We start from the raw sequence: 24,394 nt of genomic DNA, 5'->3' as shown, positions 1-24,394 counted from the left end.
CGGCGGGCGGGCGGGTCGGCGGGATCAGCCGGCGTCGATGAGCTTCAGCTCGGGGTGGGCGGTGCCGCCCTCGATCGCGGTGGAGGACAGGTGGGATACGACGCGGTCGTCCACCGGGTCCTTCGCCGGGTCGTCGTGGACGACCAGGTGCTCGTACGTCGTCGAGCGCTGCGCCGGTACGCGTCCGGCCTTGCGGATGAGGTCGATCAGCTCCATGCGGTTGGAGCGGTGCTTCGCCCCGGCCGAGGAGACGACGTTCTCCTCCAGCATCACCGAGCCCAGGTCGTCCGCGCCGTAGTGCAGGGAGAGTTGGCCGGTCTCCTTGCCCGTCGTCAGCCAGGAGCCCTGGATGTGGGCGACGTTGTCCAGGAAGAGCCGGGCGACGGCCAGGATGCGCAGGTACTCGAAGACCGTGGCCTGGGTGCGGCCCTTCAGGTGGTTGTTCTCCGGCTGGTAGGTGTACGGGATGAAGGCGCGGAAGCCGCCGGTGCGGTCCTGTACGTCGCGGATCATCCGCAGGTGCTCGATGCGTTCGGCGTTGGTCTCGCCGGTGCCCATCAGCATGGTGGAGGTGGACTCCACGCCCAGCCGGTGGGCGGTCTCCATGATCTCCAGCCAGCGCTCGCCGGACTCCTTCAGCGGCGCGATCGCCTTGCGCGGGCGCTCGGGGAGCAGTTCGGCGCCGGCTCCGGCGAAGGAGTCCAGGCCGGCGTCGTGGATGCGGCGGATCGCCTCCTCCACCGTCACGCCCGAGATCCGGGCCATGTGCTCGACCTCGGAGGCGCCCAGGGAGTGGATCACCAGCTGGGGGAAGCGCTCCTTGATCGCCGAGAAGTGCTCCTCGTAGTACTCCACGCCGAAGTCGGGGTGGTGCCCGCCCTGGAACATGATCTGGGTGCCGCCCAGCGCCACGGTCTCCTCGCAGCGGCGCAGGATGTCGTCCAGGTCCCGCGTCCAGCCCTTCTCCGTGTCCTTGGGGGCCGCGTAGAAGGCGCAGAACCGGCAGGCGGTCACACAGACGTTGGTGTAGTTGATGTTCCGCTCGATGATGTACGTGGCGATGTGCTCGGTGCCCGCGTACCGGCGGCGGCGTGCCGCGTCGGCGGCCTGGCCCAGCGCGTGCAGCGGGGCGTGCCGGTAGAGCTCCAACGCCTCCTCCGCGCTGATCCGCCCGCCCCCGGCGGCGCGGTCGAGTACGGACTGGAGGTCGGCGTTATCGGTCACCGGGCGGTCCTCTCGGGCTTGGCGGTCGGGTCGGTCGGGCTTGGCGGCCGGCCGGTCGGCGCGCGGCGGCACGGCGTCCGATCCAGCGTACGCCAGCGTCCGGGCGGCCTTTCGGCAGGTCAGTCCGGCTCGCCCGGTCCGCCCGGCCGCTGCTCCGGGCGGCCCCGGAGCGGTACGGCCTCAGCTCAGCAGGTCGACGCGCACATCGGCCGGGAATCCGGTGGTGGGGCCGGTCCGGCGGGCGAACTCGGCGATGCCGCCCAGCTGTTCGGGGCCCAGCCGGAAGTCCAGGGTGGTGAAGTAGCGCTCCAGCAGCTCGGCGTCGAAGGCCTCCCAGCGGGCCGCCTGCTCGGCCACCTTGCCGACCTCCTCCAGGGACAGGTCCCGGGAGGCGAGGAAGGCCCTGTGGACCTCCCGCACGGTCTCCGGCTCGCGCTCCAGGTAGTCGCGGCGGGCGGCGAAGACGGCGAAGACGAACGGCAGGCCCGTCCACTCCTTCCACATCAGTCCCAGGTCGTGGACCCGGAGGCCGAGCCGGGGCGCGTCGTGCAGGGATGCGCGCAGCGCGGCGTCGCCGATCAGCACCGCGGCCTGGGCCTCCTGCATCATCAGGCCGAGGTCGGGCGGGCAGGTGTAGTAGTCGGGGGCGAGGCCGTGGCGTTCGGCGAGCAGCAGCTGGGCCAGCCGCACCGAGGTGCGGGACGTGGAGCCGAGTGCGACGCGCTCGCCGTCGAGGGTGTCCAGCGGCACCTTGGAGACGATCACACAGGACATCACCGGGCCGTCGCAGCCCACCGCGATATCCGGCAGCGCGACCAGCCGGTCGGCGTTGCGGAGGAATTCCACGAGGGTGATCGGGCCGATATCGAGATCCCCGTTCACCAGCTGTTCACTCAGTTTCTCGGGGGTGTCCTTGGTGAGCTCCAGGTCCAGCAGGGTGCCGGTGCGGGCGAGCCCCCAGTAGAGGGGCAGACAGTTGAGGAACTGGATGTGCCCGACGCGGGGCCGCCTCCGCGGGGGCTCGGCGACGGGCCGGTCAGCGTCATTGGTGTCCACCTTGCGAGGCTATCCCCGCAGGTGCGGTCCGCCCCCTCGGGGGTGCTCACCCGGACGGACGCGCCGGAACATGATCACCCTTCCCCTCCGGGGGGCACCGTGCTACGCTCACAGCAAGTTGCAGTTTGGTTTCCCTTGCAGTACAGAGCCTGCGGAGCATGTGACCGCGGGCTCTCGTCGTTTTCAGAGTTCTTAATCGGCTTCTGGAGCAGGGCAACCCTTATAGGCCCAAGGAGGGCTTATGGCTACCGGAACCGTCAAGTGGTTCAACGCCGAAAAGGGCTTTGGCTTCATCGCCCAGGACGGCGGCGGTCCCGATGTGTTCGTTCACTACTCCGCGATCAACGCCAACGGGTTCCGCTCCCTGGAGGAGAACCAGGCGGTCACCTTCGACGTGACGCAGGGCCCGAAGGGCCCGCAGGCGGAGAACGTCACCGCGGCCTGAGTTGCCCGGCTCGGCCAGACCTTCTGGCCGTGACGGCGTACGGCCGTCCGTGAGGGCGGTACGGCGTCGGCAGACGACCGGATAAGCAGTACCCAAGGAGCCCCCGCCACGGCGGGGGCTCCTGCCTTTCCCGGCCCCGGGCCGGGGGGAACACGGCACCGCGGCCGAGGGGCAGTGTGCCGGCTGTGCCACCACGGCCCACGGCGCGGATGCGGGAGCGGGCCGCTCCCGCATCCGCGCCGGGACGGCCACGGGCCCCTGCCGGCTCCCGGGTGCGGGAGCCGGCAGGGGCCCGTGGGCGTTCGTTGTGAGCGGCCGGTCAGGCGGTGGCGGGGGCCGGCTCGCCGCCCCGGCGGCCTTCAGCGCCTCCCGTGCCTCCGGCGGAGGCGGCACCGGTGCCAGTGCCGGCATCGGCGTCGGCGTCGGCGATGTCGAAGCTCCGGGCGCTGCGGAAGGCGTCCAGGTCGAGGATCCTCTCGCGGGCCGCGACGACGACCGGGACCGCCGCCTGGCCGGCGACGTTGGTGGCCGTCCGGATCATGTCCAGGACCGGGTCGATCGCCAGCAGCAGACCCACGCCCTCCAGCGGCAGACCGAGGGTGGAGAGGGTCAGCGTGGTCATCACGGTGGCGCCGGTGAGGCCGGCGGTGGCGGCCGAGCCGATGACCGAGACGAAGGCGATCAGCACGTAGTCGCCGATGCCGAGGGAGACGCCGAAGATCTCCGCGACGAAGATCGCGGCGAGCGCCGGGTAGACCGCGGCGCAGCCGTCCATCTTGGTGGTGGCCCCGAACGGCGCGGCGAAGGACGCGTACTCCCTGGGCACCCCGAGCCGTTCGATGGCCTTCTGGGTCACCGGCATGGTGCCGACCGAGGACCGGGAGACGAAGCCGAGCTGGATGGCGGGCCAGGCGCCGCGGAAGAACTGCAGCGGGCTGACCCGGGCGGCCAGCGCCAGCAGCAGCGGGTAGACGCCGAACATCACCAGCAGGGAGCCGATGTAGACGTCGGCGGTGAAGGTGGCGTACTGGCCGATCAGGTTCCAGCCGTACTGGTCGATGGCGCGGCCGATCAGGCCGAGGGTGCCCAGCGGGGCCAGCCGGATCACCCACCACAGGGCCTTCTGCAGCAGGGCGAGGGCCGCCTCGGAGAAGGAGAGCAGCGGTGCGGCCCGCTCGCCGATCCGCAGGGCGGCTATGCCGGCGACGGCGGCCATGAAGACGATCTGCAGGACGTTCAGTTCGGTGAACGGCGTGATCACGTCGGTGGGGATGATCCCGGTGAGGAAGTCCAGCCAGGAGCCCGCCTGTTCGGGCCGGGCGCCGTCATTCGGGGACAGGCCGGTGCCCGCGCCCGGGTTCGTGAGCAGACCGATGGTCAGGCCGATCCCGACGGCGATCAGCGAGGTGGCCATGAACCACAGCAGGGTGCGGCCGGCCAGCCGGGCGGCGCCCGAGACGTTCCGCAGGTTGGTGATCGAGACGGTGATGGCGAAGAAGACCAGCGGGCCGACGGCCAGTTTCAGCAACTGGACGAAGGTGCCGCCGATCCTGTCGAGGGCGGTGCTGAGCCAGGCGACGTCGCCGCTGCGGGCGACCCAGCCCAGCAGGGCTCCCAGGACCAGGCCGAGGAGTATCTGGGCCCAGAAGGGGACCCTGGAAAGGCCTGTGCGGCGCTTCGGCCCGGTGGAAGCGGCGGGCGCGGTGGGCGCGGCGGACTCGCCGGGCGCGCTGGATGGCGTGTTTGAAGACACGGACACACTCCGGTGGGACATGTGACGGGGACTGGGTTCTCTGGGTTCTGCGCGTTCTGTGCGTGCGTCGGGACGACGGTGCCGGAGAACCCGGAAAGAGGGAAGAGCGCGCCGGAGGGACCCGGCCGCCGTGGTCGCGCGGGAATCAGCCGATGCGACAGGCCGCGGACAGGCAGCGGCAGAGGTCGACGTGCAGCCGGGCCACGAGCATCGTGCTCCTGGCCTGGGGGGTGGTGCGGGCTGCGGTCGTCATGGTCCTCACGCTAACACCGGGCTCCGGGTCTTCCCGGGCGCCGCCTGGGCGGAACGGTTTCCGCCGACGCACAACGCCCCGCCGGGCAAAGGCATTCCCGGCGGGGCGTCGTGAGGGATTGTGACGAGGGTTACGCGGTGCGAGGGGCCCGGGGCCGGGCCGGGGCCCGGTCCTCCCGGCCGGCCTGCCCGGTCCTCCCGCCTAGTCCTCCTGGCTCTGGTTGGCGGCCAGCTTCCGCTTGGCCCGGTCCACGCGCTCGGCGATCTGCACGGACATCTCGTCGCGCTGCCTGCGCAGCAGCACCAGGCTGAGCGGCGCGGAGACGACCATGGCGAGCATCAGCAGCCACAGCGGGTTGGCCCTGCCGATGGCCTCGGGCAGTACGCCGACGTAGGCGAGCACCGCGACGGCCACGAAGCAGGCGAGGAAGACGCCCAGCCGCATGGCCGTGTAGCGGAGCGTCGCGTGCGGCGCGCGGCCCGGCACGGCGCCGGACGCGGTGTCCGGCCCGGCGTCCGGCCCGGTGTTCGTGTTGCCGGTCTCCGAAGTGCTGGTCACGGTGGTGGATCCTTTCGGCGTGGCCGGGTCAGCTGAGCCGGAGCCACATGGTGATGTCGTCCCGGAGGTCGTCGTCCGCGACGCGGATGGCGTCGGGTACGCGTCCGACCTCCTTGTAGCCGCACGAACCGTAGAAGTGCTCCAGCCCGAGCCCGCCGCGGCAGGTGAGCCGGATGCCCCGGACGCCGTCCATGCCCCGGGCGGCCTCCTCCACGGCGGCCATCAGGGCCCGGCCCTCGCCCCGGCCCTGGCGGTCGGGGCGCAGCATCACGGTGTACAGCCACACCCAGTGTCGCATCAGCCGGTGTGTGTTCGGCATGAGGAAGGCGGTGCCCGCGACCCGCTCCTCCTCGTCGTACGCCGCCAGCAGCCGCGCCCGCCCCTCGGCCATCGCGGTCAGGTGCCGGGTCAGTTCGGGCCGTACGTCCGCGTCGGTCACCGGCGGTACGAAGCCGACGGCTCCGCCCGCGTTGGTCACCTGCGCCCACAGGGCGCAGATCCCGTCGGTCAGCCGCCGGTCGACGGGAGGGTCGAGTACGTACCGCAGCGTCATCGAGCCGTCCTCAACGGTGTGTTCCGCATCACGTCCGCCGCCGGGTCACAGCCGCATCGGCTGCGGCGACTCGCGCCGCGCCGGGTCCGGGCCGTCGTACTCGCGGACGATCTCGTAGCGGGTGTTGCGCTCGATGGGGCGGAAGCCGGCGTCGCGGATCAGCTCCAGCAGGTCCTCGCGGGTGAGCTTGTCGGGGGTGCCGTAGTTGTCCGCGTCATGGGTGATCTTGTACTCGACCACCGATCCGTCCATGTCGTCCGCGCCGTGCTGGAGGGCGAGCTGGGCGGTCTGCACGCCGTGCATCACCCAGAACACCTTCACGTGCGGCACGTTGTCGAACAGCAGCCGCGAGACCGCGAACGTCTTGAGCGCCTCCGCGCCGGTGGCCATGGTGGTGCGGGACTGGATCCGGTTGCGGACCTTGCCGTCCTTCATGTCCACGAAGTCGTGCTGGTAGCGCAGCGGGATGAAGACCTGGAAGCCGCCGGTCTCGTCCTGCAGCTCGCGCAGCCGCAGCACGTGGTCGACGCGGTGGCGGGGCTCCTCGATGTGCCCGTACAGCATGGTGCAGGGCGTCTTGAGGCCCTTGGAGTGGGCGAGGCGGTGGATGCGCGACCAGTCCTCCCAGTGGGTGCGGTGGTCGACGATGTGCTGCCGCACCTCCCAGTCGAAGATCTCCGCGCCGCCGCCGGTGAGCGACTCCAGACCGGCGTCGATCAGCTCGTCGAGGATCTCGGACGCCGGCAGGCCGGAGATCGTCTCGAAGTGGTGGATCTCGGTGGCGGTGAACGCCTTCAGGGAGACGTCCGGCAGCGCCTTCTTCAGCTCCCGCAGCGAGCGCGGGTAGTAGCGCCAGGGCAGGGTGGGGTGGAGGCCGTTGACGATGTGCAGCTCGGTGAGGTTGTCGCCCTCCATCGCCTTGGCCAGCCGCACGGCCTCCTCGATGCGCATGGTGTACGCGTCCTTCTCCCCCGGCTTGCGCTGGAAGGAGCAGTAGGCGCACGAGGCCGTGCACACGTTGGTCATGTTCAGGTGGCGGTTGACGTTGAAGTAGACGACGTCGCCGTTGAGCCTCGTGCGCATCTCGTGGGCGAGGCCGCCCAGCCAGGCCAGGTCGTCGGACTCGTACAGGGCGATGCCGTCCTCACGGCTGAGCCGCTCGCCGGCGCGGACCTTCTCCTCCAGCTCGCGCTTGAGCCCAGCGTCCATGCGTCGCCGCCTCCTTGTTCCTGTGTGGGTCGCGGGTCCTGCGGGCCGTCCCTTGCGGGCGACCCGTCGAGCCTACGCCTGCTCCGCCGCGCGCCCGGGCGGTACCCCGGGGCGCGCGGCGGAGGCGCTCACTCCTCCTCGGCGGGCAGTACGCCCACCCGGTTCTCCCACTTGGTGGAGAGCACGATGGTGGTGCGGGTCCGCGAGACGCCCTTGGTGCCCGAGAGCCTGCGGATCGTCCGCTCCAGTCCGTCCACGTCGGTGGCGCGGACCTTCAGCATGAAGGAGTCGTCCCCGGCGATGAACCAGCAGTCCTCGATCTCCGCCAGCTCCCTCAGCCGCTCCACCACGTCCTCGTGGTCGACGGAGTCCGAGAGCTGGATGCCGATCAGGGCGGTGACGCCCAGGCCCAGGGAGGGGGCGTCCACGGTCGCGCGGTAGCCGGTGATGACGCCGGCCGCCTCCAGCCGGTTGATGCGGTCGGTCACGCTGGGGCCGGAGAGGCCGACGAGCCGGCCCAGCTCCGCGTACGAGGCCCTGCCGTTCTCGCGCAGCGCCTGGATGAGCTGTCTGTCCACCGCGTCCATGCGTCCTGGTGCCTTCCGTCGTTCGGGCCGTCGTCCGGGCTGTCCGGCTGTCGGATACCGCAAGAGCTTTCCGTAATCGAATCTAAGGCATCCGGGCTCGCCGCCCTACGACTGCCTCTGTGCGCCCCCCAGCTCGCCTTCCCATCGGCGGTAGAGATCGTGTGGAACGCCCAGTGCGTCCAGCGCGCGGCCGGCGACGAAGTCGACCAGTTCCTGGATGTGGGCCGCCCCCGCGTAGAACGCGGGCGAGGCCGGCAGCACCACGGCCCCGGCCTCGTCCAGGGTGACCAGATGCCTGAGCGTCTGGCCGTTCAGCGGCGTCTCGCGCACGGCGACGACCAGCGGGCGGCGTTCCTTGAGCGTGACGCTCGCCGTGCGCTGGAGCAGGTCCTTGGACAGTCCCAGGGCGATGCCCGCCACGGACGCGGTGGAGGCCGGGACGACGATCATGCCCCTGGCCGGGTACGAGCCGGACGACGGTCCCGCGGCCAGGTCGCCGGCGGGCCAGTACCGTACGGTCCCGCCGCCCGTGCCCGCCTCCTCGCCCGCCTCCGGGCCGGGTTCGGGGATCGCCACGTCGTACGCGTCCGGGGTGCCGTCCGCCCCCCGGGCCAGCCAGCGCCGCAGGTCCTCGCGCCAGTGGGCGTCGCGGAAGGGGTGGCCGGTCTCGTCCAGCAGGGTCAGCCGGGAGGCCCGGCTGACCACCAGGTCCACGTCCTCGCCCGCCGCGAGCAGCGCGCGGATCACCGACGCGGCGTACGGCGTCCCGGACGCCCCGGACACACCGACGATCCACGGCCGTCGCACACTGTCCCTCACGGCACCGAGCCTAACGGCCGCCGCACCGCCCTCCCGCGCCGGCCGGGGCACCCTGGACCCTGGCCGTCTCCGCCCCCGAAGTAGTTGGATCGCCGCATGTCCCGTATGCCCCGCACGCCCACCGAGCACATCGAGCACATCGAGCACGTCGAGCACGCCGAGCACTCCAGGCACCTCCCGGACACCGGCAGCGCCTCGCGCACCCGGCGCACGGGGCGCACGGGGCGCACCGGGCGCGCGGGCCTGGCGGCGGCCGGCTGCGCCCTTCTGATCGCCGCCTCCACCGCCTGCGAGGCCCCCGGGAGGGCCGACGCCGAGACCAGGGTCCGCCAGTCCGTCGAGAGGCTCGGCGAGTGGGACACGGTGTCGGTCACCGTGCGCGTCGAGGCCCCGGCCGACGAGATACACGCCTTCCTGCGGCGCAACCACGAGCGGGGCATAGGCCCGGCGGTCTCCCGGACCGACGCGCTGCTGCTGTCCCGGATGGAGACGGCGCTCGTGTTCGGTGCGGACAGGCCGCTGAAGGACCTCGGCGGGAAGGACCGGCTCGACACGGCCGCGGCCGTGAACTTCGGCAACCGGGACGTGGCCGCCTACAAGTCGGTGGGCGCCGACTTCTACGTGCGCGCCGACTGGACGCGGCTGGCGCACGAGACGAACCGGAGCCGCGAGACGGTGGTGCAGGCGGCCGAGCTGGCCCGCTCGGCGGACGATCTGCCGCCCTCCCTCGCCGCGGCACGGGACATGTTCGAAGGCCGGTGGGTGCAGATCGACCCCGAGGAGTTCGACCACTTCGCGCGGGCGGTGGGCGGCAAGTACGGCGAGCGCGCCCAGCGGCTGGCCAACAGCGTGGACATCCTGCAGAGCGCGCGGGCCCAGCACCATGTGATCGGCGCGGTGCGCCGGGCCCTGGACGACCACGCCGTCCTGCGGGACGCCGGGCGGGCGGACGGCACCGAGCGCGTCAGGGTGACCCTCCCGGCCCGGGAGGCCGCCGACGGCCTCGCACGGACGCTGGCCCCGCTGGAGGACCGCTTCGACGGGATCGGGTTCTCCTGGCTGGAGCGGGCGCCGGACCGGCGGGTCACGGCGGAGCTGGCGCTGCGCGACGGCGTCCTGTCGGGAATGACGGTGGACCTGGCGCAGTTCACCGGGGAGACGGGTGTCGGGAAACCGGTGGAGATACCTCTCGCCATGTCCTTCGCGCCCGGTTCGGCGGTCCCGGTGAAGGCGCCGGAGGGCGCCAGGTGGCTGGACCCCCAGGACGTGATGGCCGCGGTGCTCTACGAGGAACTGGGCTCGCCGCGGCCCTGAAGACCCCGCCCCGGGGCCCCGGCCGGAACTCCCGACACGTTCCGTGACGTTCTCGGGATGTACGCGGCGGCGGAACGGGCAGACCGAAGACGGCGCCGTTCGAGGCCGCGGCCTCGGTGGCGGCGACGGTGACGACTGCGACGGCGACGGCGACTGCGGTATCGAACGGAAGGGACCGGATGGTGTACGGATCTGCGGCCGGGGCGGCCCGCTCCTCACGCGCCTCCAGGGCCGTGTCGGCGGGTGTGCTGATGGCGTCCTGGGTGGCCCTGCTGTGGGTGCTGGAGGCCGTCGACGTGGCCACCGGAAACTCCCTCGACCCCTACGGCATCTCGCCGCGCGAGACGGAGGAGCTGGCCGACGTGGTGCCGGCGGCGTTCCTGCACTTCGGCTGGGACCACGTGGCGGCCAACAGCCTGCCGCTGCTGGTGCTGGGCTTCCTGGCGGCCGTCCGCGGGATAGGCCGCTTCCTGGCCGTCTGCCTGACGATCATCGTCGTCAGCGGCCTCGGCGTCTGGCTCACCGCGCCGGAGAACTCCCTGACGGCGGGCGCCTCGGGCGTGGTCTTCGGCCTCTTCGGCTATCTGCTGGTGCGCGGCTTCGTCGACCGGGACGCACTCGACATCACCGTGGGCATCACGGTCGTCCTGCTCTACGGCTCGATCCTGTGGGGCGTGCTGCCCACCGCCCAGGGCGTCTCCTGGCAGGGCCATCTGTTCGGGCTGATCGGCGGGGTGCTGGCGGCGTTCTGGTTCCGCCGCTCGGCACCGGCCGCGCGGGTCCGGCGGCAGATACCCTGACCCGCTCGCCCGGCCGGGCTCGCCGCCGGCCGGGCCACCGCCGCGCCTCACACCGTCAGGCCGCGCAGCGCCAGGTCGAGCAGGACGCAGCCGAACAGCGCCATCCCGATGAAGCCGTTGACGGTGAAGAACGCCCGGTTCAGCCGGGACAGGTCGCCGGGCCGCACGATGGAGTGCTCGTAGACGAACGCCGCCACCACGACCGCCAGCCCGGCCCAGTACGGCGCACCGGCTCCGGTCAGCACCCCGTACCAGGCCAGCAGCGCCACGGTGACGGCGTGGGAGCCGCGGGCCCCGTACAGCGCGGCGGCTATGCCGAAACGGGCGGGGACGGACCGCACTCCGTGGGCCCGGTCGGCGGCCACGTCCTGGCAGCCGAAGATCAGGTCGAAGCCGCCGATCCACACGCCCACCGCGAGGCCCAGGACCGCCGCCTCCCACGACCAGGCGCCGGTGACCGCGATCCAGGCGCCCACGGGCCCCATGGCCTGCGCGAGCCCGAGTATGGCGTGCGGGAAGTCGGTGAACCGCTTTCCGTACGGGTAGACCACCATCGGCACCACGGCGACGGGCGCGAGCGCCAGGCACAGCGGGTTCAGCAGGGCGGCGGCCCCCAGGAAGACGGCGAGCGCGGCGAGCGCCCCGGCCCAGGCGGTGCGCACCGACAGCGCCCCGGTGACCAGCTCGCGCCCCGCGGTGCGCGGGTTGCGGGCGTCGATCTCCCGGTCGATGATCCGGTTGGCGGCCATCGCGAAGGTCCGCAGCCCCACCATCGCGACGGTGACGAGGAACAGCTCCCACCAGTGGACGGTGCCGTCGTCCAGGAACATCGCGGTGAGCGAGGCGATGTAGGCGAAGGGCAGCGCGAAGACCGAGTGCTCGATCATCACCAGCCGCAGGAACGCCCTGACCCTGCCGGCGGGCCGGGCGGGCTGCGGCCCGGCGACGCCCTCGGTGAGGGAGCTCACAGCCCGTACTCCCGCCAGCGGCGGCTGACCTTCTCGGCCGTGCCGGGGTCGGACAGGACCATGTCCGGCCACCCCCCGTCGCGCGTGTAGCCCTCCTCGGGCCACTTGGCGGTGGCGTCGATGCCGGCCTTGCCGCCCCAGAACTGCTGGTAGGAGGCGTGGTCGAGGTGGTCCACCGGCCCCTCGGTGAGGAGGAGGTCGCGGGCGTAGTCGGTGTTGCCCAGGGCGCGCCAGGCGACCTCGTGCAGATCGTGGACGTCGCAGTCGGAGTCCACCACGACGATCAGCTTGGTCAGCGACATCATGTGCGCGCCCCAGATGGCGGACATCACCTTCTGCGCGTGCTTGGGGTACTTCTTGTCGATCGAGATGATCGCGCAGTTGTGGAAGCCGCCCGCCTCGGGGAGGTGGTAGTCCACGATGTCCGGGACGATGATCTTCAGCAGCGGCAGGAAGAAGCGTTCCGTCGCCCGGCCCAGCGGCCCGTCCTCCGTCGGCGGGCGGCCCACGACGATGGACTGGAAGACCGGGCGTCTGCGCATCGTCACGCAGTCGATGGTCAGGGCGGGGAAGTCCTCCTGCGGCGTGTAGAAGCCGGTGTGGTCGCCGAAGGGCCCCTCCGGGAGCATCCTGCCCGGCTCCAGCCAGCCCTCCAGCACCACCTCGGCGCGGGCGGGGACCTGGAGCGGCACGGTCTTGCAGTCCACCATCTCCACCCGCTTGCCCTGGAGGAAGCCGGCGAACAGGTACTCGTCGATGTCGCCCGGCAGCGGCGCGGTGGAGGCGTAGGTGACGGCGGGCGGGCAGCCGAAGGCGATGGCGACCGGCAGCCGCTCGCCGCGGCGCGCGGCGACCTGGTAGTGGTTGCGGCTGTCCTTGTGGATCTGCCAGTGCATCCCGATGGTGCGCCTGTCGTGCCGCTGGAGCCGGTACAGGCCGAGGTTGCGGATGCCGCTGTCGGGGTCCCTGGTGTGGGTCAGGCCCAGGTTGAAGAAGGAGCCGCCGTCCTTCGGCCAGGTGAACAGCGCGGGCAGCTTCTCCAGGTCGACGTCGTCGCCGGTGAGGACCACCTCCTGGACGGGCGCGTCCTTGACCTTCCTCGGCGGTACGTGCGCCATCGCGCCCAGCTTGCCGAACGCCTCGCGCACCCCGACGAAGCCGTGCGGCAGTTCGGGCCGCAGCAGCCCGCCGATCTTCTCGCTGATGTCGTCGTAGGACGACAGGCCCAGCGACTTGAGCATGCGGCGGTCGGTGCCGAAGACGTTCATCGCCAGCGGCATGCCGGAGCCCTTGACGTTCTCGAACAGGAGCGCCGGGCCGCCGGACTTCTGGACCCGGTCGACGATCTCCCCGACCTCCAGATGGGGATCGACCTCGGCCTTGATCCGTACGAGGTCGCCGTCGCGCTCCAGGGCCCGCAGCAGCGAGCGGAGATCGTCGTATGCCATACGGGCAAGTATCCGACACCGATTACCCTGGGCGTGTCACGGGGCCTCCTCCGACTCCGGCCCGGCACCCCGGACCACGGGCCCTCGCGGGGCCCGGCACCTGCCGCACTACACGCTTCCAGGGGGCGTTGCCCAATGCTCAGGCTTCTTCCGACCGTTCTGATCCTGGCGGTGTGGATCTACGCCTTCATCGACTGCCTGAACACCCCCGAGAACGAGGTCCGCAAGCTGCCGAAGCTGGCCTGGGTCTTCATCATCGTGCTCTTCGGCTCGGTGCTGTTCGGGCCCATCGCCTGGTTCCTGGCCGGGCGGCCGCGCAGGAACGCGCCCTACGGCGCCACCCGTCCCGACGAGCGCCGCTGGGTCGCGCCGGACGACAACCCCGACTTCCTGAAGTCGATCAACGAGCGCGGGCGGCAGCGGCCCCAGGCGCCGGAACCGGAGCAGGAGCCCGGTGAGGAGAACGGCCGGAAGAACGGCCGGAAGAACGGCCGTAAGGACGACCGGAAGAACGCCAGGGAGGCCGACAAGGAGAACGGCGGGCCGGAGGACACCACTCCGCCCGCCGCCTCCTGAGAGGGCCGCTCCCGCGTCGCACCACGGCGTCACACCACGGCGGGACGGTCACACCCCGCCGTAGGAGTGCAGGCCGTCGAAGAAGATGTTGACGCCGTAGTAGTTGAACAGGAAGCACAGGAAGGCGATCAGCGCCAGGTACGCCGCCCTGCGCCCCTTCCAGCCCGCCGTGGCACGGGCGTGCAGGTACGCCGCGTAGCCGACCCAGGTGATGAACGACCAGGTCTCCTTGGGGTCCCAGCCCCAGTAGCGGCCCCAGGCGTTCTCGGCCCAGATGGCGCCCGCGATGATGGTGAAGGTCCAGAACGGGAAGACGGCGGCGTTGATGCGGTAGGCGAAGCCGTCCAGCGACGCGGAGCTGGGCAGCCGCTCCAGCACGGAGGTGGCGATGGCGCCCGGCCTGCCGCCGGCCTCCAGCTTGGCCTCGTAGCGGTCCCGGAACAGGTACAGCAGCGTGGAGACCGCGCCGAGGTAGAACAGCGCGCCGCACACGATGGCCAGCGAGACGTGGATCCACATCCAGTACGAGTCGAGCGCCGGGACGAGCTGGTCGCTCTCGGTGTAGAAGACCACGATGGCCAGGCCCAGGTCGAGCAGCACGGTGGTGACCAGCGGCAGCCCGATCCAGCGGATGTTCTTCTTCGCCACCAGGAAGGCCAGGTAGGCGCCGACGGCGACCATCGAGAAGGCCGTCGAGAACTCGTACATGTTGCCCCAGGGGGCGCGCTGCACCGACAGGGCGCGGGTGAGCACCGCGCCGAAGTGCAGCAGGAAGGCCAGCACGGTGAGCGAGACGGCGATCCGGCCGTACAGGTCGCCCTGCTCGTCGCCGCCGGCCGCGCCCGGACCGTCGGGCACGCCGGCCCGGCGGCCCGGGGCGGAGCGGGTGACGATCCTGGGGCGCTCCAGCACCTCCGTGCCGCCGGAGGTGCGCACGGTGACGGAGACCTTGCCGGCCCCCTTCTCTCCGGCGCTCTCGGGGCTCTTGGCCCTCCCGGCGCCCTGGGCGCCCCGGGCGGTCAGCGCGGCGGCCGTGCGGGCCACCTTGCTGCGGCTGCCGAACACCCACTCCACGATGTGCGCGACGAAGGCCAGGGCGTACACGGCCATCGCCGACTTGATCAGCAGGTTGCTGAACTCGGCGAGGCTCTCGTTCGCTGCGACGGCGATGTCCACTGGGTTCACTCGTTCTCTCCTCGTGACGAGGGGCCGGCGTCCTCGGTGGCAGCCGGTACGTCTTCTGCGGTCCCCCCCGTGCTCCCCCCGGCGTCCTCCCCGGTGCCCTTCCCCGGGGCCGGGTCCTGCCCGGGAGCCGGGTCCTGCCCGTCCGGACGGTCCCCCTCACCCGGATCCGCCGCGGGCGGCGCGTCGTCCTGGAGGGCGAAGGCCAGGTCGCCCAGCTCCTCGGGGAGCCGTGCGGACTCGCTGCGGCCCAGCCCGGCCATCTCCACCACGGTGACACCGTCCGCGCCGCGCCGGGCGCGGACCCACACCCTGCGGCGCCGCACGAACAGCGAGCCGGCCAGGCCGAGCACGGCGGCGGTGGCCCCGGCCAGCGCCCAGCCCTCCCCGGGCTCCTGGGAGACCTGGAAGCTGGCCCACTGCTCGACGCGGTCGAACGTCAGCGTGCCCGCGCCGTCCGGCAGCTCCACCGACTCCCCGGGGCGCAGGTCGGCCCGGAACAGGTCGCCGTCCTCGGCCTTGAACTGCTCCATCTTGTCGGTGTCGAGCTGGTAGACGTTCTGCGGGAGCCCGGCGTTGACGCCCAGGTCGCCGTGGAAGGCGTTGAGGGAGAGCACCGGGTAGTCCAGCTCGGGGAAGGTCGAGTGCGGGCCGCGCTCGGCGTCGATCCCGTAGGTGGGCGTGAAGATGCCCTGGAAGCCGAGCTGCTCCTTCTCGCCGTCCTTGTTCCGGTAGTCGGTGACCTTGATGACGCCCGTGGAGGTCAGGCCCAGGCTCTCCTGCGGCAGGAACGGCACCGGGCCCCGGTACGCCGTCTTCCCCTGCCCGTCGGTGACGGTGACGACCGGCGCGTAGCCGTGGCCGACCAGGAAGACCTTGGAGTCGCCGACCTTCAGCGGGTGGTTGACCTCGATGGAGGTCTTCTTCTCCGCGCCGTCCGTGCCCTCCCAGTACGAGACGTCGGCGCGGAAGGTGCGCGCGGTGCCGCGCTGCGGGCCGGTTCGCTCGAAGGAGGCGTGGAACTCCTCCAGCGTGAAGCCGAAGACGTCCAGGTCGTCGGTGTCGTACAGCGAGCCGGAGGTGAAGTCGTCGTAGTGGACGAGCGTGTTGGAGAACCCGTCGCCCTCCACCACGAGCTTGCCGCCCTCGGAGTTCCACAGCTGCCCCGCCGCGAAGGCGAGCAGCATCACGATCAGCGAGACGTGGAAGACGAGGTTCCCGGCCTCGCGCAGATAGCCCTTCTCGGCGGCGACCGATCCCCCTGGGCCGGACCCGCCGGCTCCGCCGGAACCGTCCGGCCCGCCGGGCTCCTCGGTCAGGGACGTGCGGAAGCGGCGCCCGCGCAGCAGCGTCCGCGCCGCCCGGAGCACCCGCTCCGGCTCGGCGTCGGTGCGCCAGGTGGTGTGGGCGGGCATCCTGGTCAGCCGGCGCGGCGCGCGCGGCGGACGGGAGCGGAGCTGGCCGACGAACTGCCAGCTGCGCGGGACGATGCAGCCGATGAGCGAGACGAACAGCAGGATGTAGATCGCGGAGAACCACACCGAGCTGTAGACGTCGAAGAGCTGGAGCTCGTCGTAGACCTCCGCCAGCGTCCCGTTGCGCTCCTTGAAGTCCCGCACGGCGAAGGCGTCCGCGCCGTTCTGCGGGATCAGCGAGCCGGGCACGGCGGCGAGCGAGAGCAGGAAGAGCAGGATCAGCGCGACCCGCATCGAGGTGAGCTGCCGCCAGAACCAGCGGGCCCAGCCCACCGGCCCCAGGGCGGGTGCGTCGGTGCCAGGGTCCTCGCGGGGGGCGGTGGAGATCCGGCCGCCCGCCTCCTGCTCGTCGGCGCCGGTCCGGGTGTTCTCGGGAGCGTTCCCGACATCGGCTGTGGGCATCTCAGATCCCTACGGTGAAGCTGTCGGTCCAGGTGCGCATCTCGGTCAGCAGCAGGTCCCACACCCCGGTGAGCATCAGGACCCCCAGCGCGATCAGCATCCCCCCGCCGATCCGCATGACCCACGCGTAGTGCCGCTTGACCGCGGCGAAGGCGCCGATCGCCCGCCGGAAGGCCACCGCCGCCAGTATCAGCGGCAGGCCCAGGCCCAGGCAGTAGGCGACCGTCAGCAGCGCTCCCCGCCCCGCGCTCGCCTCGCTGAGCGCCAGCGCGTTGACGGCGGTCAGCGTGGGCCCCAGGCACGGGGTCCAGCCGACGCCGAAGAGCACGCCGAGCACGGGGGCGCCGGTCAGGCCCACGGCCGGCCTGCGGTGGAAGCGGAACTCGCGCTGCCCGACCCCCTTCAGCAGACCCGCGAAGAGCAGGCCCATCGCGATCAGGACCACGCCCAGGACGCGGCTGATCGTCTCCTGGTGCTCCAGGAGCGTCTGGCCGAAGTATCCGAAGAGGGCTCCGCCCGAGACGAAGACCGCCGTGAAGCCCGCGACGAACAGGGAGGCGCCGAGCGCCATCCGCCCCCGGCGCGCCTCGGCCAGGTCCGCGCCGCCGATTCCCGTGACGTAGGAGAGGTAGCCGGGGACGAGCGGCAGGACGCACGGGGAGAAGAACGACACCAGCCCGCCCAGCAGCGCGACGGGGATCGCCAGCAGCAGACCGCCCGACAGGACGGTCTCGTTGATCCCCGTGGCGGAGGCGAGGTGGAGCATCCGCCTCACTTCTCCTTGGCCAGGGGGTCGATGATGGAGCGGAGCTCCTCCTCACCGAGCGGCTTCAGGGCCCGGGCCGCGATCCTCCCCTCCCGGTCGAGGACGAGGGTGGAGGGGATGGCCTGCGGGTTGAGACTGCCCTTGGGGAAGCGCAGCAGGAGCTTGCCCGAGGGGTCGTAGAGGCTGGGGTAGGGGACCTCGTACTCGTCCTCGAAGCGCTGGGCCGGCACCCGGTCGAGGTCCCGGGTGTTGATCCCGACGAACCGCACCCCCTGGTCCTCGGTCTCCTCGGCCACCTTCACCAGGTGCGGCATCTCGGCGCGGCAGGGCGGGCACCACGATCCCCAGACGTTGAGGACCACGACCTGGCCCCGGTAGTCGGCGACGTCCAGCCGCTCCCCGTCGACCGTCTCGCCGGAGAGTTCGGGGGCGGGCTCGCGGTCGGCGGGCTTCACCCTGGTGACCGCGCCCGTCCCCTCCACGTAGTTCTTGCCGGAACCGCCGCTCTGCTGCTGACCGCCGTCCCCGCCGCAGCCCGACAGGAGCAGTGCGCAGGCCACCGCGGCGGTGACGGCCGCGGACAGCCGGGAGCGGCCCGGAGAGCCGATGGCGCGAAGAAACATGTGAAAAGTTTCCCATGCGCCCCGCGCGGGCGTTCCCCCACCCCCGTCAAAAGGCCCCACCGGGCGATAACCCGACAACTCCCCCCGCCCGGATGTGACTTGCCTCACACGGAGCGGGGATCGCCGGACGGCCGCGGCCGTCTCCGCCGCCGTCCCGCGGCCTCCCGCCGGACGGCGGCGCGAACCTCTCAGGCCCCGAACCCCGGGCCGCTGCCCCCCGCCTGCCCCCTGGCCGGCTTCGCCCCGGCCCTCAGGTGCGGCGGCACCAGCTCGCGGGCGGGCTCGCTGTAGCCGACCGAGACGATCCGGTCCCCGACGAAGGTGAAGGTGGTCAGCGACGCCAGGGTGCACTGCCGCCTGCGCGGGTCGTGCCACAGCCGGCGGCGTTCGACGAAGCTGCGCACCGTCCAGATCGGCAGCTGGTGGCTGACGCACAGCGCCTCGTGGCCGCGGGCGGCGTCCCGGGCGGCCTCCAGCGCCGCCATCATCCGCACCACCTGGTCGATGTACGGCTCGCCCCACGACGGGCGGAAGGGGTTGCGCAGGTGCGGCCAGTTCGCGACCCGCCGCAGGGCCCCGTCCCCGACACCGAAGGTCTTGCCCTGGAAGATGTTCTCCGCCTCGATCAGCCGCTCGTCGCTGGCCACGTCCAGGCCGTGGGCCTTGGCGATCGGCGAGGCGGTCTCCTGGGCGCGCTCCAGCGGGGAGGCGACGACATGGGTGATGTCGCGCCCGGCCAGGTGCTCGGCGACCCGCTCGGCCATGCGGCGGCCCAGGTCGGAGAGGTGGTAGCCGGGCAGGCGCCCGTAGAGGATCCCCTGGGGGTTCTCCACCTCGCCGTGCCGCATCAGGTGGACGACGGTGCGCTTCCCGCCGCCGTGCTGCTCGCGCTCCCCCGCCGTCTCGCCGGTGACCGCCACGTCCGCCGGGTCCGTCATGCCCGCGGGGTCCGCGGACTCCGCCGGGTTCGGGGCGCCCGCGTTCGGCTCGTCCGTCATGCCCCCTCCTCTCCGGCGGTGGCCCGCGCGGCGGCGCGTGCGGCCGCCGGCAGGGCGGCGGCGATCCGCTCGACGGCCCGGTCGTCGTGGGCGGTGGAGACGAACCAGGACTCGAAGGCCGAGGGCGGCAGGTAGACGCCCCGGGCCAGCATCTCGTGGAAGAAGGCGGTGAAGCGGAACGACTCCTGGCGCCTGGCCGCGTCGTAGTCCGCCACCTCCTCGTCGGTGAAGAAGACCGAGAACATGTTGCCCGCGTTCTGCAGCCGGTGGGCCACGCCCGCCTCGGTGAGCGCCTCGGCGACCAGGGCGCGGATCCGCGCGGAGACGGCGTCCAGCCGCTCGTACGCCGCGTCGTCCAGCAGGCGGAGCTGGGCGAGGCCGGCGGCGGTGGCGACCGGGTTCCCGGAGAGGGTGCCGGCCTGGTAGACGGGGCCGGCGGGGGCGAGGTGCGCCATCACGTCGGCCCGGCCGCCGAAGGCCGCGGCCGGGAAGCCGCCGCCCATCACCTTGCCGAAGGTCATCAGGTCCGGCACGACGCCGTCCAGGCCGTACCAGCCGGCCTTGGAGACGCGGAAGCCCGTCATCACCTCGTCCGAGACGTACAGCGCCCCGTTCTCCTCGCACAGGCGCTTGAGCCCGGCGTTGAAGCCGTCGCGCGGCGGCACGACGCCCATGTTGCCCGGCGACGCCTCGGTGATCACGCACGCGATCTCGCCGGGGTGCGCGGCGAAGGCGGCGGCGACCGAGTCCAGATCGTTGTACGGCAGCACCAGCGTGTCCCCGGCCTGCGCGCCCGTCACACCGGGGGTGTCGGGCAGGGCGAAGGTGGCCACGCCCGAGCCGGCGGCGGCCAGCAGGGCGTCGACGTGCCCGTGGTAGCAGCCGGCGAACTTGACCACCTTGGCCCGCCCGGTGAAACCGCGCGCCAGGCGGATCGCGGACATCGTGGCCTCGGTGCCGGAGGAGACCAGCCGTACCTGGTCGACGGGGGCGATGCGGGCGACGATCTCCTCGGCCAGTTCGACCTCGCCCTCGCCGGGCGTGCCGAAGGACGTGCCGCGCGCGACCGCCGCGCGCACCGCCTCCACCACGGCGGGGTGGGCGTGCCCGAGGACCATCGGGCCCCAGGAGCACACGAGGTCCACGTACTCACGGCCGTCGGCGTCGGTGAGGTACGGACCGGTACCGGACACCATGAAGCGGGGCGTACCGCCCACGGCGCGGAAGGCGCGCACCGGAGAATTCACGCCTCCGGGCGTCACGACGGCGGCACGGTCGTACAGCGACTGCGATACTGGGGCATCGTACGGATAGCTCACGCAAGCCATGGTCTCAGAGCCTCGCGCGCATGTGCGGCCGGGCGTTTCACAGCCCGCCAGAAGGGGAGGTCTCTGGAAGTCTCTGAGACGATGATCTGGTTGCGCGGCGGGGGCCGCAAGTGGTCGGGTGGTGACATGCAGCGCGGTGGCGGACTGGGCGAGGGCACGGGGGACCTGGGCCGGGGGCCCAGGCGGGCGCGGGGCCGCCACCGGCGGGACCGCGACGTGAGGGCGGTCAGCGAGACCGCCGAGGCCGGGAGCGCCGGAGCCGCCGGGGCCGAGAGCACGGAGACGAGGAGCAGCAAGGGTGGCCGGGTGGGGGTGACCTACAAGTACTTCGGCGCGCCGGACGGCGCCACAGCCGCCCGGGTGCCCATCACGATGCGCCCGGACGAGCTCGGCGGGGACGAACTGGGCCACGGGATGTTCACCAGGATCAAGCCGGAGACGATGGCCGCCATGGTCCTCACCGGCATCGAGGGCGTCCCCCTGCACAAGGTGCCGCCACTGGAACTGGTCGTGCTCCACTCCGACTACGCGGTGGTCAGGCTCCCCATGACGGTCGTCGACCCGCTGCGCGGCATCGGGGAGGAGTCGGTGGGCGCCGCCGCCTTCATCTGGTCCACCGTCCCCGACCGGGGAGGCCCGCGCGACGCCTTCGACGTCTACCGGCTCCTGCACGAGTGGCAGGACTTCTCCCACCGGCTCCACGAGGCCGGCCACCAGCCGTACTGCCTGGTCTGGCCCTGACGGGCCGGCACCGGTACCGGCCCGCGCTCCCGTGTCCGTCGCACGCTCCGTCCTGCTGTTCGCCCTCGCCGCCCTTCTGGAGATCGGCGGCGCCTGGCTGGTGTGGCAGGGGGTGCGCGAGCACCGCGGCTGGGCCTGGATCGGCGCCGGGGTGGTCGCGCTGGGCGCCTACGGCTTCGTCGCCACCTTCCAGCCGGACGCGAACTTCGGCCGTGTGCTGGCGGCGTACGGCGGGGTCTTCGTCGCGGGCTCCCTGACCTGGGGCATGGTCGTGGACGGTTTCCGGCCGGACCGCTGGGACGTCGCGGGGGCGCTGGTCTGCCTGGCCGGGGTCGCACTGATCATGTACGCGCCGCGGGGCGGGTGAACCGGCCGCCCGTCCTGCGGGGCGACCCGGCCGGGGACGCCCGCCGCGGCACCCGCCACCATGTTCATCCGCGTTCATCCGCGTTCATCCGCACGTGACACCATCACGTCCACCGCCCTGCGAGGAGCCCTTCATGACCCTGCCCGCCGAGCAGCAGCCCACCGCCGTCGTCACCGGCGCGAGCAGCGGCATCGGTGCCGCCACCGCGCGCCGGCTGGCCGCCGCCGGCTACCGCACCGTGCTCACCGCCCGCCGCGCCGACCGCGTGGAGGAACTCGCCGCCGAGCTGAACGGTGACGGCCACCGGGCCGAGGCGCACCCCCTGGACGTCACCGACCGCGCCGCCGTGGACGCCTTCGCCTCCCGGCTCGGCCCCCTCGCCCCCGGCAGCGTGCTGGTCAACAACGCCGGCGGCGCCCTGGGGCTGGACCCGGTGGCCACCGCCGACCCCGCCGACTGGCGGTCGATGTACGAGGTCAACGTGCTGGGCACGCTGCACATGACGCAGGCCCTGCTCCCGGCCCTGACCGCCTCCGGCGAAGGCACCGTGCTCGTGCTCTCCTCCACCGCGGGCCACGGCACCTACGAGGGCGGCGCCGGATACGTCGCCTCCAAGCACGGCGCCCACGTCCTGGCCGAGACCCTCCGCCTGGAGCTGTGCGGGCAGCCGGTGCGCGTCATCGAGATCGCGCCCGGCATGGTGCGCACCGAGGAGTTCTCCCTCACCCGCTTCCGCGGCGACGCCGACAAGGCGGCGAAGGTCTACGAGGGCGTCGCCGAGCCGCTGACCGCCGAGGACGTGGCCGACACCGTCGTCTGGGCCGTCACCCGCCCTCCGCACGTCAACATCGACCTGCTGGTGGTCCGCCCCCGCGCCCAGGCGTCCAACACCAAGGTGCACCGCGAGCGCTGAGCGGCGAACGCCGAACGGCCGGGCGCCCGTCCCGCGGAAGCGGGGCGGGCGCCCGGCCGTTCCGGTCCGTACGCCTCAGAGCCGCTCGGGGGTGCGGATGCCCAGCAGCGCCATGCCCTGCCGCAGGGTGCGGGCCGTCAGGTCGCACAGGAAGAGCCTGTTCTCCCTGACCGCCTCCGACTCGGCCCGGATCACCGGGCACTGGTCGTAGAACGTGGTGTAGAGCGAGGCGAGCTGGTACAGGTACGCGGCCAGCTTGTGCGGCTCGTACGTCTCGGCCACACCCGCCAGCGTCTCGGCGAACTCGTCCAGGTGCAGGCCCAGCGCCCGCTCGGCCGGGGCCAGCCCCACCTGCGGGTGCGCGGCGGGCTTCGCGTCGCCCGCCTTGCGCAGGATCGACTGGATCCGGGCGTAGGCGTACTGGAGGTAGACGCTGGTGTCGCCGTTGAGGGAGACCATCCGGTCCAGGTCGAAGACGTAGTCGCGCGACATGGACGTCGACAGGTCGGCGTACTTCACCGCGCCGATGCCCACCTGGGCGCCGCGCTCGGCGATCTCCTCCTCCGTCAGCTCCAGACCGCCCTGCTCAGCCTTCTCCCGCACCACGGCCGTGGCCCGCTCGACGGCCTCGTCCAGCAGGTCCACCAGCCGGACCGTCTCGCCCTCACGGGTCTTGAACGGCTTGCCGTCCTTGCCCAGCACCGTGCCGAAGGCGAGCTGCCGCGCGGCGCCCTCGGGCAGCCAGCCGGCCCGGCGCGCGGTCTCGAAGACCATCTTGAAGTGCAGCGCCTGCCGGGCGTCCACCACGTACAGCAGGGTGTCGGCGCCCAGCTTCCCGACCCGGTCGCGGATGGCGGCCAGATCGGTGGCGGCGTAGCCGAAGCCGCCGTTGGACTTCTGCACGATCAGCGGGACGGGCTTGCCGTCGGGGCCCTTGACGTCGTCGAAGAACACGCACAGCGCGCCCTCTGACCGGACCGCGACGCCGCTGTCCTCCAGCTCCTTCACGACCTGCTGGAGATCGTCGTTGTAGGCGCTCTCGCCGACCACGTCCTCGTCGCGGATCTCCACGTCGAGCTGGTCGTAGACCGCGTGGAAGTAGATCATCGACTCGCCGACGATCCTCCGCCACATCTCCAGCGTCGTCCCGTCGCCGCTCTGCAGGAGCACCACCCGGTCGCGGGCGCGCGCCTTGAACTCCTCGTCGGAGTCGAACAGCGTCCGGGACGCCTTGTAGAGCCGGTTCAGCCGGGACATCGCGGCCTCGCCGGACGCGCCGGAGCCGCCGGCCTCCTCGCCGGAGGAGTGGTCCAGCTCGTGCGGGTGCTCGACCAGGTACTGGATGAGCATGCCGAACTGCGTGCCCCAGTCCCCGATGTGGTGCCGCCGGATCACCTTCTCGCCCCGGTGCTCCAGGATCTGCACGATCGCGTCGCCGATCACCGTCGAGCGCAGGTGCCCGACGTGCATCTCCTTGGCCACGTTGGGCTGCGAGTAGTCGATGACCGTCGTGCCCGGCCGCTCCGCGTACGGCACGCCCAGCCGCTCGTCGGCCGCCCGTGCCGCCAGCGTCCGCACGATCGCGGCGTCGGAGACGGTGATGTTGAGGAAGCCGGGCCCGGAGACCTCGATGCCGGCGATCTCGTCCGTCTCCGGCATCGCGGCGACGACCCTGCCCGCCAGCTCCCGCGGGTTGCCCTTGAGCTTCTTGGCCAGCGCCAGCATCCCGTTGGCCTGGAAGTCCGCCCGGTCGCTGCGTCGCAGCAGCGGGTCTGCCGACGCGGCCTCCGGCAGGGCTGCCGAGAGGGCGTCCGCGACGCGCTGGTGGACGGTTGCGGCAAGGGAGGGGACCGAGGCCATGAAGGAGTGCCGTTCCTCTGAGTGGGGTTTTCCGGATCGGTCCAGTATCCCACGCGGCCCACCGCCGGGGCGCGCGCGTTTATCACGGGCGCGCGGCCGGCACCGCGTCTGAAACAATGGGACCACCGCCCCCGTGGACCGCCGTCCCGGGCACGGAAGCCGGCGACCGGCGCGCG

At 72.3% G+C, this 24,394-nt stretch carries 24 protein-coding genes; 7 read left to right on the top strand and 17 right to left on the bottom strand.

The features are described 5' to 3' along the window. Positions 1-24: 24 nt before the first annotated feature. A complete protein-coding gene (gene mqnC, locus BMY40_RS16975; protein WP_093660440.1) occupies positions 25-1,224 on the bottom strand; it encodes a cyclic dehypoxanthinyl futalosine synthase in 1,200 nt (399 codons plus the stop codon). Positions 1,225-1,404: 180 nt separating this feature from the next. Beyond that, positions 1,405-2,280 (bottom strand): menaquinone biosynthetic enzyme MqnA/MqnD family protein, encoded by an 876-nt coding sequence (locus tag BMY40_RS16970; RefSeq protein ID WP_093660438.1) that lies wholly within the window; start codon positions 2,278-2,280, stop codon positions 1,405-1,407. Between the two features lie 241 nt (positions 2,281-2,521). Here BMY40_RS16970 and BMY40_RS16965 point away from each other — a divergent pair, with 241 nt between their 5' ends. Then, positions 2,522-2,725 carry a cold-shock protein gene (locus BMY40_RS16965; RefSeq protein WP_093660436.1) on the top strand — a complete coding sequence of 68 codons (204 nt, stop codon included), beginning with the start codon at positions 2,522-2,524 and terminating at the stop codon, positions 2,723-2,725. Positions 2,726-3,044: 319 nt separating this feature from the next. Here BMY40_RS16965 and BMY40_RS16960 read toward each other — a convergent pair whose 3' ends face one another. The 6 genes from BMY40_RS16960 to BMY40_RS16935 all read right to left on the bottom strand — a co-directional run bounded on the left by BMY40_RS16960 (position 3,045) and on the right by BMY40_RS16935 (position 8,457). Continuing rightward, complete coding sequence (locus tag BMY40_RS16960) at positions 3,045-4,499, bottom strand: dicarboxylate/amino acid:cation symporter (protein WP_093660434.1); 1,455 nt, start codon at positions 4,497-4,499, stop codon at positions 3,045-3,047. Between the two features lie 433 nt (positions 4,500-4,932). Further along, positions 4,933-5,289: a DUF4229 domain-containing protein gene (locus tag BMY40_RS16955; protein WP_342745078.1), complete on the bottom strand. Its 357-nt coding sequence runs from the start codon at positions 5,287-5,289 to the stop codon at positions 4,933-4,935. Between the two features lie 28 nt (positions 5,290-5,317). Beyond that, positions 5,318-5,842 (bottom strand): GNAT family N-acetyltransferase, encoded by a 525-nt coding sequence (locus BMY40_RS16950; RefSeq protein ID WP_093660432.1) that lies wholly within the window; start codon positions 5,840-5,842, stop codon positions 5,318-5,320. 45 nt (positions 5,843-5,887) lie between these two features. After that, the gene (gene mqnE, locus BMY40_RS16945) at positions 5,888-7,051 is read right to left on the bottom strand and encodes an aminofutalosine synthase MqnE (RefSeq protein WP_093660430.1); all 1,164 of its coding nucleotides are present in this window, start codon (positions 7,049-7,051) and stop codon (positions 5,888-5,890) included. A gap of 128 nt (positions 7,052-7,179) precedes the next feature. Next, a complete protein-coding gene (locus tag BMY40_RS16940) occupies positions 7,180-7,638 on the bottom strand; it encodes an Lrp/AsnC family transcriptional regulator (RefSeq protein ID WP_093660428.1) in 459 nt (152 codons plus the stop codon). A gap of 105 nt (positions 7,639-7,743) precedes the next feature. Beyond that, on the bottom strand, positions 7,744-8,457 hold the full coding sequence (locus BMY40_RS16935; RefSeq protein ID WP_093660426.1) for a UbiX family flavin prenyltransferase: 714 nt from the start codon (positions 8,455-8,457) through the stop codon (positions 7,744-7,746). A gap of 96 nt (positions 8,458-8,553) precedes the next feature. Here BMY40_RS16935 and BMY40_RS16930 point away from each other — a divergent pair, with 96 nt between their 5' ends. After that, on the top strand, positions 8,554-9,771 hold the full coding sequence (locus BMY40_RS16930; protein ID WP_143071784.1) for a hypothetical protein: 1,218 nt from the start codon (positions 8,554-8,556) through the stop codon (positions 9,769-9,771). A 179-nt stretch (positions 9,772-9,950) separates the two neighbouring features. Then, positions 9,951-10,571 (top strand): rhomboid family intramembrane serine protease, encoded by a 621-nt coding sequence (locus BMY40_RS16925; protein ID WP_093660422.1) that lies wholly within the window; start codon positions 9,951-9,953, stop codon positions 10,569-10,571. 47 nt (positions 10,572-10,618) lie between these two features. On the opposite strand, the gene mqnP is transcribed toward BMY40_RS16925, so the two are convergent. Both mqnP and BMY40_RS16915 read right to left on the bottom strand, forming a co-directional pair. Next, entirely contained in the window at positions 10,619-11,539 is a 921-nt protein-coding gene (gene mqnP, locus BMY40_RS16920) for a menaquinone biosynthesis prenyltransferase MqnP (RefSeq protein ID WP_093660420.1), read from the bottom strand. Next, positions 11,536-12,987 (bottom strand): menaquinone biosynthesis decarboxylase, encoded by a 1,452-nt coding sequence (locus BMY40_RS16915; RefSeq protein ID WP_093660418.1) that lies wholly within the window; start codon positions 12,985-12,987, stop codon positions 11,536-11,538. Before BMY40_RS16915 ends, mqnP begins: the two co-directional genes overlap by 4 nt. A 135-nt stretch (positions 12,988-13,122) precedes the next feature. Between BMY40_RS16915 and BMY40_RS16910 the strand changes: the two genes are divergently transcribed. Further along, positions 13,123-13,563, top strand: coding sequence for a PLD nuclease N-terminal domain-containing protein (locus tag BMY40_RS16910; protein ID WP_093660416.1), 441 nt, complete (start codon positions 13,123-13,125; stop codon positions 13,561-13,563). A gap of 48 nt (positions 13,564-13,611) precedes the next feature. On the opposite strand, the gene ccsB is transcribed toward BMY40_RS16910, so the two are convergent. The 6 genes from ccsB to hemL all read right to left on the bottom strand — a co-directional run bounded on the left by ccsB (position 13,612) and on the right by hemL (position 20,337). Beyond that, positions 13,612-14,739, bottom strand: coding sequence for a c-type cytochrome biogenesis protein CcsB (ccsB, locus tag BMY40_RS16905; RefSeq protein ID WP_093660414.1), 1,128 nt, complete (start codon positions 14,737-14,739; stop codon positions 13,612-13,614). Between the two features lie 5 nt (positions 14,740-14,744). Next, entirely contained in the window at positions 14,745-16,622 is a 1,878-nt protein-coding gene (resB, locus tag BMY40_RS16900) for a cytochrome c biogenesis protein ResB (protein WP_093660412.1), read from the bottom strand. A gap of 1 nt (position 16,623) precedes the next feature. After that, positions 16,624-17,388 carry a cytochrome c biogenesis CcdA family protein gene (locus BMY40_RS16895; RefSeq protein WP_093660410.1) on the bottom strand — a complete coding sequence of 255 codons (765 nt, stop codon included), beginning with the start codon at positions 17,386-17,388 and terminating at the stop codon, positions 16,624-16,626. A gap of 5 nt (positions 17,389-17,393) precedes the next feature. Further along, positions 17,394-18,011, bottom strand: coding sequence for a TlpA family protein disulfide reductase (locus BMY40_RS16890; RefSeq protein WP_093660408.1), 618 nt, complete (start codon positions 18,009-18,011; stop codon positions 17,394-17,396). A gap of 188 nt (positions 18,012-18,199) precedes the next feature. Continuing rightward, positions 18,200-18,859: a histidine phosphatase family protein gene (locus BMY40_RS16885; RefSeq protein WP_245770151.1), complete on the bottom strand. Its 660-nt coding sequence runs from the start codon at positions 18,857-18,859 to the stop codon at positions 18,200-18,202. Positions 18,860-19,005: 146 nt separating this feature from the next. Continuing rightward, a complete protein-coding gene (gene hemL / locus BMY40_RS16880) occupies positions 19,006-20,337 on the bottom strand; it encodes a glutamate-1-semialdehyde 2,1-aminomutase (protein WP_093660406.1) in 1,332 nt (443 codons plus the stop codon). Positions 20,338-20,463: 126 nt separating this feature from the next. On the opposite strand from hemL, the gene BMY40_RS16875 reads away from it, so the two are divergent. The 3 genes from BMY40_RS16875 (at position 20,464) to BMY40_RS16865 (ending at position 22,358) form a co-directional block, all read left to right on the top strand. Beyond that, entirely contained in the window at positions 20,464-21,078 is a 615-nt protein-coding gene (locus tag BMY40_RS16875) for a hypothetical protein (RefSeq protein ID WP_093660404.1), read from the top strand. A gap of 31 nt (positions 21,079-21,109) precedes the next feature. Further along, the gene (locus BMY40_RS16870; protein WP_093660402.1) at positions 21,110-21,445 is read left to right on the top strand and encodes a YnfA family protein; all 336 of its coding nucleotides are present in this window, start codon (positions 21,110-21,112) and stop codon (positions 21,443-21,445) included. 133 nt (positions 21,446-21,578) lie between these two features. Continuing rightward, positions 21,579-22,358 carry an SDR family NAD(P)-dependent oxidoreductase gene (locus BMY40_RS16865; RefSeq protein ID WP_093660400.1) on the top strand — a complete coding sequence of 260 codons (780 nt, stop codon included), beginning with the start codon at positions 21,579-21,581 and terminating at the stop codon, positions 22,356-22,358. Positions 22,359-22,433: 75 nt separating this feature from the next. Here BMY40_RS16865 and argS read toward each other — a convergent pair whose 3' ends face one another. Beyond that, positions 22,434-24,218, bottom strand: a complete 1,785-nt coding sequence (gene argS / locus BMY40_RS16860) for an arginine--tRNA ligase (RefSeq protein WP_093660398.1) — start codon at positions 24,216-24,218, stop codon at positions 22,434-22,436. Between the last annotated feature and the right edge of the window lie 176 nt (positions 24,219-24,394).

The sequence above is a fragment of the Streptomyces radiopugnans genome, assembly GCF_900110735.1.
Classification (GTDB): domain Bacteria; phylum Actinomycetota; class Actinomycetes; order Streptomycetales; family Streptomycetaceae; genus Streptomyces; species Streptomyces radiopugnans.
The sequence above is the reverse complement of the archived record's forward strand: the minus strand, read 5'-3'. Positions and strand labels throughout refer to the sequence as shown.

Coding starts and splice junctions, on each gene's coding strand:
- BMY40_RS16965 (WP_093660436.1), top strand. CDS start 2,522: ATGGCTACCGGAACCGTCAAGTGGTTCAACGCCGAAAAGGGCTTTGGC.
- BMY40_RS16960 (WP_093660434.1), bottom strand. CDS start 4,499: ATGTCCCACCGGAGTGTGTCCGTGTCTTCAAACACGCCATCCAGCGCG.
- BMY40_RS16950 (WP_093660432.1), bottom strand. CDS start 5,842: ATGACGCTGCGGTACGTACTCGACCCTCCCGTCGACCGGCGGCTGACC.
- mqnE (WP_093660430.1), bottom strand. CDS start 7,051: ATGGACGCTGGGCTCAAGCGCGAGCTGGAGGAGAAGGTCCGCGCCGGC.
- BMY40_RS16940 (WP_093660428.1), bottom strand. CDS start 7,638: ATGGACGCGGTGGACAGACAGCTCATCCAGGCGCTGCGCGAGAACGGC.
- BMY40_RS16930 (WP_143071784.1), top strand. CDS start 8,554: ATGTCCCGTATGCCCCGCACGCCCACCGAGCACATCGAGCACATCGAG.
- BMY40_RS16925 (WP_093660422.1), top strand. CDS start 9,951: ATGGTGTACGGATCTGCGGCCGGGGCGGCCCGCTCCTCACGCGCCTCC.
- BMY40_RS16915 (WP_093660418.1), bottom strand. CDS start 12,987: ATGGCATACGACGATCTCCGCTCGCTGCTGCGGGCCCTGGAGCGCGAC.
- BMY40_RS16910 (WP_093660416.1), top strand. CDS start 13,123: ATGCTCAGGCTTCTTCCGACCGTTCTGATCCTGGCGGTGTGGATCTAC.
- resB (WP_093660412.1), bottom strand. CDS start 16,622: ATGCCCACAGCCGATGTCGGGAACGCTCCCGAGAACACCCGGACCGGC.
- BMY40_RS16895 (WP_093660410.1), bottom strand. CDS start 17,388: ATGCTCCACCTCGCCTCCGCCACGGGGATCAACGAGACCGTCCTGTCG.
- BMY40_RS16890 (WP_093660408.1), bottom strand. CDS start 18,011: ATGTTTCTTCGCGCCATCGGCTCTCCGGGCCGCTCCCGGCTGTCCGCG.
- BMY40_RS16885 (WP_245770151.1), bottom strand. CDS start 18,859: ATGCGGCACGGCGAGGTGGAGAACCCCCAGGGGATCCTCTACGGGCGC.
- hemL (WP_093660406.1), bottom strand. CDS start 20,337: ATGGCTTGCGTGAGCTATCCGTACGATGCCCCAGTATCGCAGTCGCTG.
- BMY40_RS16875 (WP_093660404.1), top strand. CDS start 20,464: ATGCAGCGCGGTGGCGGACTGGGCGAGGGCACGGGGGACCTGGGCCGG.
- BMY40_RS16865 (WP_093660400.1), top strand. CDS start 21,579: ATGACCCTGCCCGCCGAGCAGCAGCCCACCGCCGTCGTCACCGGCGCG.
- argS (WP_093660398.1), bottom strand. CDS start 24,218: ATGGCCTCGGTCCCCTCCCTTGCCGCAACCGTCCACCAGCGCGTCGCG.